We start from the raw sequence: 1,221 nt of genomic DNA, 5'->3' as shown, positions 1-1,221 counted from the left end.
AAGCTTACGAGCTCGGGCTAAATGAAAAATCAAACTAAGAAAAATACGATAGACGTACAACTTAATCTTCGCTTAAGATTTGGCCACAAGTTTAAAACGATGCAGCTGTTTGGTCGTGATTTGCCTCAACTCCGAGTACAAATCTGCGGCGAATGCACACAACAACAATAAACAGACAGCGGAAAATGAAAAAGATTCCATCCCACTCGCATCAAAATAATCGAAGACAAACTACGAAGTTAAGGCGTTTCATATATGGCGTCATCGCTTTCTCAATATTGTTATCGTACACCTACATTGCTCAGCAGCACGCCCCAAAACCACCAATAGTCGCGAGCGATACCGATTCAAAATCAAAGTGATAAGCCATATACTGCGCGCATTCATTTACCAGCACAGAAGCGGATATGTCACTTTCTTTAGAACAGCTAACGCATAAACTCGAAGAGCTCGAGATGAAGCTTGCATTTCAGGACGATACGATAGACACATTAAATCAGATTGTCACAAAGCAAAGCCGCGATATTCAAGATTTATGGACCGCAAACAAAGTCCTCAAACAGAGCTTAAATGAAATGAAATCGGGCAATGAAGATAACGCCCCAGAGCCACCACCTCCGCATTATTGATATGCTCAGACTTATTAAGGCACGGTCTCATGGACAGCGTAAATCAGTCCTACACCAAAAATTGCGATTTACAAATCATTAGTGCATTTAATACACTCTACCGCGCATGGATGCGACCAAATACGTAGAAGGATTCTACTCAACTCTTTACCAATCGGTAAAAGCGCTCCATGTGTCATTTAACAAGGAGCAGTTATGTTTAAAATCAAAACCTTTATTTCACTAGTCTTTGCCAGCGTGTTGGCCGTTGTGCTTTTACACAGCACAGTTGCTTACGCACAAGAAGCAAACCAAACCTCGGAAGCGTCCGTTCAATCACCCTTAAATATCAACGAAGCAGACGCGCAAACGATTGCGAGTAATTTAAAAGGAATCGGAGTGAAAAAAGCTGAAGCGATTATTCAATATCGAAAGAGCTACGGCCCATTTCATGACGTCGAGGAACTTAAAGAAGTAAAAGGAATTGGAAAAAGTATATTAGAAAAGAATAAGCACTTGATTGTAGCTAAGTAAAAACCAAAAGGCCTTTTAGGGTCAGATATAGCAAGATCTGACCCATGTTTTAACTACAAGCGGATGGCAAAAAACGTAC

The 1,221-nt window shown here is 40.9% G+C and carries 2 protein-coding genes; both read left to right on the top strand.

Annotated elements, in window-relative coordinates:
• The first annotated feature begins 407 nt into the window (after positions 1 to 407).
• Positions 408 to 629, top strand: coding sequence for a SlyX family protein (locus A3738_RS15070; protein WP_068501259.1), 222 nt, complete (start codon positions 408 to 410; stop codon positions 627 to 629).
• A gap of 195 nt (positions 630 to 824) precedes the next feature.
• Complete coding sequence (locus A3738_RS15065; RefSeq protein WP_068501262.1) at positions 825 to 1,142, top strand: ComEA family DNA-binding protein; 318 nt, start codon at positions 825 to 827, stop codon at positions 1,140 to 1,142.
• The last annotated feature ends 79 nt before the right edge of the window (positions 1,143 to 1,221 follow it).

This window comes from Oleiphilus sp. HI0066, assembly GCF_001635725.1.
The sequence above is the reverse complement of the archived record's forward strand: the minus strand, read 5'-3'. Positions and strand labels throughout refer to the sequence as shown.